Genomic DNA, 5,566 nt, shown 5'->3' on the forward strand with positions numbered 1-5,566 from the left:
TCCTCTAACGCACGCTGATAAAAGAATTGGACAGGGCATGAAGCTCTGTCCTTTTTTTGCGTGTGCACCACTGCTATCGGGGACAATTTACATTTTACTCAATTCAATTTTGTGAAAAAACTTGACTTCAAACATACTTTTGGTATGCTATTTGGTAGAGAATATGATCACCATGTGGAAGATATGGGATATTTGTGTGATCATATGTCTGAAATAATCTTTTCAGGAGGTTTGGATATTATGGAAAAATCAACTGTTTATTTTACGGATTTTCGCTGCAAGGTGGGCACCAGCCAGTTAGATAAGCTGAGAAAGCTTTGCATTGCAGCAGGAATTAAAGATATTGACATGGATGGGAAATTTGTGGCAATCAAAATGCATTTTGGAGAACTGGGCAATATGGCCTTTCTTCGTCCGAACTACGCAAAGGTAGTGGTAGATCTGTGCAAGGAGCAGGGAGGAATGCCATTCCTTACAGATTGCAACACGCTTTATCCGGGGAAGCAGGAAAAATGCACTGGAACATCTGGACTGTGCCAATATTAATGGATTTAATCCCATTACTACCGGATGTCAGATCCTGATCGGAGATGGCTTAAGAGGTACGGATGAAATCGAAGTACCTGTGGTAAACGGAGAATATTGCAAGACCGCAAGAATCGGACGTGCTATTATGGATGCAGATATTTTTATCAGTCTTACCCATTTTAAGGGACATGAAGCTACCGGCTTTGGCGGAACCATGAAGAATATCGGAATGGGCTGTGGAAGCCGTGCAGGAAAGATGCAGCAGCATGCCAGCGGGAAGCCGGCCATCAACGCAGAAGCTTGTCGTGGCTGCAAACGCTGTTCAAAGGAGTGCGGAAGCGATGCCATTACATATGCTAATAAAAAGGCTGTGATCGATTATGACAAATGCAAAGGCTGTGGCCGCTGTATTGGAGCCTGCAGCTATGATGCAGTATACAATCCGAATAGCTGTGCAAATGAACTTCTGGATCGTAAAATGGCAGAGTACGCACAGGCTGTCTGTCATGGACGTCCTTGTTTTCACGTTTCACTGGTGCAGGATATCAGTCCTAACTGTGATTGCCATGGGGAGAATGACGCTCCAATCCTGCCAGATGTAGGAATGTTTGCAAGCTTTGACCCTGTAGCACTGGATCAGGCATGTGCAGATGCATGTCTGAAAGAAACACCTATCAGGAACAGTCAGTTGGGAGAGCATCTGGCAGAGCCGGGCTGGCATTGTCATCATGATCATTTCAAAGATTCCAATCCCAATATTGAGTGGAAGGCAACATTAGATCAGGCTGAGAAAGTGGGACTGGGCACCAGACAATATGAATTGAAAGTTGTGAAATAATGGGAGATTATATTACAACTTTTACCGGGAAACATTTCTATCCTGCAGATCCGGATCCTTCGGCAATCTGTATGGAAGATATTGCCCATGCGCTGCCTATGATATGCCGGGGGAATGGTCATGTACATTCCTTTTGGTCAGTGGCAGAGCACAGCATATGCTGTGCAAAGGAAGCACGTGCCAGAGGATTGTCAAAGAAGATCATACTGGCATGCCTTTTACACGATGCAAGCGAATGCTACATGTCTGATGTACCACGGCCCTTTAAGAAAGAACTGGAAGCATATCAGGAGCAGGAAGATAAGCTTTTAAGCATGATTTTTAAGAAATTTCTGAATTCTGATCTGACAGAAACAGAGTGGGAAGCAGTGAAGACAATTGATAATGCCATGCTCTGGTATGATCTGGAAGAACTGCTGAATGAAAAACAACCCGGGGATCCACCGGAAATCCATATTAAGCTGGATTATACTGTGCGGCCATTTGAAGAGGTGGAAGAAGAATACAGACGGCTGTTCGACTTGAACTCAGCCGAGAAGACTCCCGCTTTTATAAGGAGTGAGAGATAAGAATCCTGCTGCTATATAGGCTGTATCATAATAAGTTCTACATGTATTTGGCCGGAAATTCCTGAAAGTGAAAAGATCGTATGAATGATAAGTTTGTAATATGTATTGAAAAGGGCGGTCAGCGTGACCAGGCAGAGTCTTTTGCCAGAAAGACAGGAAGCAGCATTGCCAGCCATCCGGGAAACGGTCTGACAGTGCTGTTTCATGCAAAAGGCGTTTCCCTTACAGGATATGGACTTGTATATCAGGGGGATTTTGAAAACATGCTTCACCGTGTGACCAACGGAAGGCTTCAGCATGAAATGCTGGTGCGCGCAGCAAAATCAGAGAAAGAGGGGCGAAAAGCCATCGATGCAACAGCCGGCATGGGTGAGGATGCATTCCTTCTGGCGGCACAGAGATATGAAGTGACTTTGTATGAGCAGAATCCTGTGATTGCCATACTTCTAAAAGACGCACTTCGTCGTGCACGAAAGCATCCAGTATTGAAGGAGATTGCTGCCAGGATGAAGCTAGTAGAGGGCAACAGTGTGGAATGCATGAGAAAATTACTGGATCCTGTAGATGTGATCTATCTGGATCCTATGTTTCCAGCCAGACAGAAATCAAGCCTGATCAATAAAAAGCTTCAGCTGATCCAGAAACTGGAACCTCCATGCTCAGCAGAAACGGATCTTTTTGATGCAGCGATTCAGGCAGACCCGGAGAAGATCATTGTAAAAAGACCGCTGAAAAGTGAATTTCTTGCAGGCCGGAAACCTTCGTATACATTGAATGGAAAAGCAATTCGGTATGATTGTTATACCCGATGAGAGCGTCCAGCTTATATTGGATATAGTCTCCGGTATTCTGATTACAAAAAGAGAGTTAAATCCACATTTGATATAGTTTCCGGTATTTTAGAGTTCAAAAAAGGCTGTGAGCTGCCTGAGAGATGGCAGTTCACAGCCTTTTTGCGGGTCTGACTACTCAATTTCGTCGATATCCAGGGAGTACCCGAGAACTTCTCCAACATCGGTGCATTGTCCTTTCAGGGTAACAGTATCGCCTTTTTTCATATTGGAAATAGCATTGCGCTGTGCATCATCGGAAAGATAACATTGCACACCGTAAATGGAAAAGTCAGAATTTACAGGATCAAGATTAATATACTTACCGGAAGAATCAATATTGGAAAGCTTCCCTGTGATTTCCAGATAGGTATCCTTGTAATGATCCGATGCATTCAGTGCATTGTCTTCCAGCTCAGCTACCATATCATCTACGGATACAGATAAGTAAGTGATAGGTGTCACTGTTATTTTTTCACCAGAGGAGCCTGCTGATTTTGAACCTTTGGAAGACTCCTTTTTACCTCCAGAAGCAGCACCTGCAATCATAAGGATCACAAGCAGCAGAAAGATCCATTTCAGCTTTCCACCCTTCACCTTTTTACGACACTGCGGACAGATTCTGGCATCTGCTGGAATTTCTGATTTACAATATTTGCATTTCTTGGTTTTTTCACTGTTCATATGTATTTCCCCCTCGTTTTGCATAAAAGTATAGCATATTATTAGGATTATGCTTCTCCCCTTAGGGGTGGGAAATTACGAAAAAACCGTACTGTGAGAGTGCTGAACATTTATGAAAAAGTATGAAAAATCATAAGTATGTTCTATACAGCTTCATCTTGCATGCCGCTGGATTTAAGTGGCTCAAACTGGTAGCGGCAAAGCTGTTCATTAACCTGAATGATACTGCCGGGACGGTCATTAAAACAGATCATCAGCAGTGCATCCCGTGGAATTTTGGCGTAAAGCTGCGGCATTTCATATTTTTTCAAAGCCTGTTGTGTCTGAGCAAGCGTAAGCTTTCCGGCATAGCAGATTCCGCAGGATCACATCTCTTTGCCGGGTCTTTTTTTCACCGGATAACAGTTTATATCCATATCCTTCAGGAATCTGTGCCTGGAGAAATGTCTGCTGCTGAGTGATATGATTATTTTTCAGACATTCCTTCAGATAAACACCAAAAGGATTGAGGGAAGAAAGCAGACTGTTCTCATAGGTGTGGCAGTACTGGTCATACGTTCCTGTATGGGTGTTTTCTAAAATCTCCTCTAGTTCTCTGGTATTTTTTGTGCACATAGAAACCTCCTTGTGATAAAATCATAGTACGTTGTAAGAAGAAAAGGAATGATAAGCTTATGAATCTGGAAAATCAGCTAGCTCTTTTCTTGCTCTCAGGAAATTGCAGTTTTGAATGAAGAGCATCATATTTCAGCTGTTCAGCATCGTGAAACGAAGAAGATATATGTGAAAAAGCTCTGACTGTTTACAACGGTGAAGTTTATCGACGTTTGCAGCAGCTTGATCTGGAAGGGATTCCAAGAATCAGGGAGTTTTTGGAAGGGGAAGGACAGGCGGTCCTTATTGAGGAATATATTTCAGGAGATACCCTTCAGGAAAAAATAGATGCCTGCAGACTAACGGAAAAGGATATCCGCCGATATACAGGAGAACTATGCAGGATCCTGAACAGTCTGCATCAGCAGGAGCCTCCGATGATCCATAGAGATATAAAGCCTTCCAACATCATTATAACACCAGAAGACCGGGTAGTGCTGATTGATTTTAACGCTGCGAAAAGTTATACTCCGGGAAAAGGCAGAGGACACTATGCTGATCGGGACAAAAAGGCTTTGCGGCTCCGGAGCAGTATGGCTTTGGAAGCTCATCCCCGTTAACGGATATTTACGGGATGGGGGTGTTGATCCTGGAACTGACAGGACGGATCTGCGTATATGAAAAGGTTCCGGAGATTTACGAAAAGGTGATCCAGCGGTGTACTCAGACGTACCGATAGAGGACCGTTATCAATCCGTACAGGAAACTGGCTGGTGCTTTGGGAAATACTAAGGATTTCACTTGCAGCGGTGGCGAAAGCCAGGAACAGAAGGGAGTTCAGTGGAGAAAATACTGTCCGCCGGGTATTCCGAACACCTGTATTGTGGAAGAATTTTCTGGCATTTGCAGGCTATTTTGTGCTGGTTAGTGTATCTATGGGGATTACTGTGGAAAAGACTTATGGGGCGGCACTTTGGATCAATCGGATTTGCTTTCTGCTTTGTGCCCTTGTATTGGTTTTTGTAGGCGGAAATTATCTGGGAATCCAGAAGCTGATGCCCCTATGCGGCAGTAAAAAGCGGAGCGTTCATTACCTTGGGATTATTCTTCTGGATACGTGTCTGATATTTTTATTGTTACTACTGTTGGAGATGATCCTCAGGTATTTTTAAGTAATCATGATTACACGGATTGTTCCGTGCTTTGCACTCCCACAATCCTTCCCGGTATTCGCATATCGTGGGATTAACATCCCACTTTTATGCTCATATTGGGGCGTGTCCCAAGGTCATTCTCCCACCCTTGTGCAAGCACAGGTGGGATCAGACCTTTTGACACTGTAATCATATTTTTCGTTTTACAAGCAATCCGGAAAGTGCTATGATATCTCCAGAAAAGAATAAAGGAGGAATTTTGAGGATGACTCTTGAAGGTTTAAGAAAAGATATGGTTGCAGCCATGAAAGCAAAAGATAAAACAACAAAGGATGCGGTATCATCTCTGGTTTCCGCTGTTAAAAACTA

At 43.5% G+C, this 5,566-nt stretch carries 7 protein-coding genes and 2 pseudogenes; 6 read left to right on the plus strand and 3 right to left on the minus strand.

Annotated elements, in window-relative coordinates; translation table 11 throughout:
- Window positions 1-240: 240 nt before the first annotated feature.
- The 3 genes and pseudogenes from R1Y93_RS09670 to R1Y93_RS09680 all read left to right on the plus strand — a co-directional run bounded on the left by R1Y93_RS09670 (window position 241) and on the right by R1Y93_RS09680 (window position 2,747).
- A pseudogene (locus tag R1Y93_RS09670) lies at window positions 241-1,366 on the plus strand (DUF362 domain-containing protein).
- Entirely contained in the window at window positions 1,366-1,935 is a 570-nt protein-coding gene (locus R1Y93_RS09675) for an HD domain-containing protein (RefSeq protein ID WP_500822645.1), read from the plus strand. The pseudogene R1Y93_RS09670 and the gene R1Y93_RS09675 overlap by 1 nt, the downstream one beginning before the upstream one ends.
- Window positions 1,936-2,015: 80 nt before the next feature.
- Entirely contained in the window at window positions 2,016-2,747 is a 732-nt protein-coding gene (locus R1Y93_RS09680; RefSeq protein ID WP_500822646.1) for a class I SAM-dependent methyltransferase, read from the plus strand.
- 153 nt (window positions 2,748-2,900) lie between these two features.
- Here R1Y93_RS09680 and R1Y93_RS09685 read toward each other — a convergent pair whose 3' ends face one another.
- The 3 genes from R1Y93_RS09685 to R1Y93_RS09695 all read right to left on the minus strand — a co-directional run bounded on the left by R1Y93_RS09685 (window position 2,901) and on the right by R1Y93_RS09695 (window position 4,064).
- Window positions 2,901-3,449 (minus strand): OB-fold protein, encoded by a 549-nt coding sequence (locus R1Y93_RS09685; RefSeq protein WP_500822647.1) that lies wholly within the window; start codon window positions 3,447-3,449, stop codon window positions 2,901-2,903.
- A 143-nt stretch (window positions 3,450-3,592) separates the two neighbouring features.
- Window positions 3,593-3,760: a hypothetical protein gene (locus R1Y93_RS09690; RefSeq protein ID WP_500822648.1), complete on the minus strand. Its 168-nt coding sequence runs from the start codon at window positions 3,758-3,760 to the stop codon at window positions 3,593-3,595.
- Entirely contained in the window at window positions 3,747-4,064 is a 318-nt protein-coding gene (locus tag R1Y93_RS09695) for a hypothetical protein (RefSeq protein ID WP_500822649.1), read from the minus strand. Before R1Y93_RS09695 ends, R1Y93_RS09690 begins: the two co-directional genes overlap by 14 nt.
- A 212-nt stretch (window positions 4,065-4,276) precedes the next feature.
- On the opposite strand from R1Y93_RS09695, the gene R1Y93_RS09700 reads away from it, so the two are divergent.
- From R1Y93_RS09700 to R1Y93_RS09710, 3 genes and pseudogenes are all read left to right on the plus strand, one after another.
- Window positions 4,277-4,663 carry a protein kinase domain-containing protein gene (locus tag R1Y93_RS09700; protein WP_500822650.1) on the plus strand — a complete coding sequence of 129 codons (387 nt, stop codon included), beginning with the start codon at window positions 4,277-4,279 and terminating at the stop codon, window positions 4,661-4,663.
- Between the two features lie 153 nt (window positions 4,664-4,816).
- On the plus strand, window positions 4,817-5,215 hold the full coding sequence (locus tag R1Y93_RS09705) for a hypothetical protein (protein ID WP_500822651.1): 399 nt from the start codon (window positions 4,817-4,819) through the stop codon (window positions 5,213-5,215).
- 247 nt (window positions 5,216-5,462) lie between these two features.
- Window positions 5,463-5,566, plus strand: a pseudogene (locus R1Y93_RS09710) (GatB/YqeY domain-containing protein); the annotation flags it as partial.

It is taken from the genome of Blautia sp. HA3515, from assembly GCF_059933065.1.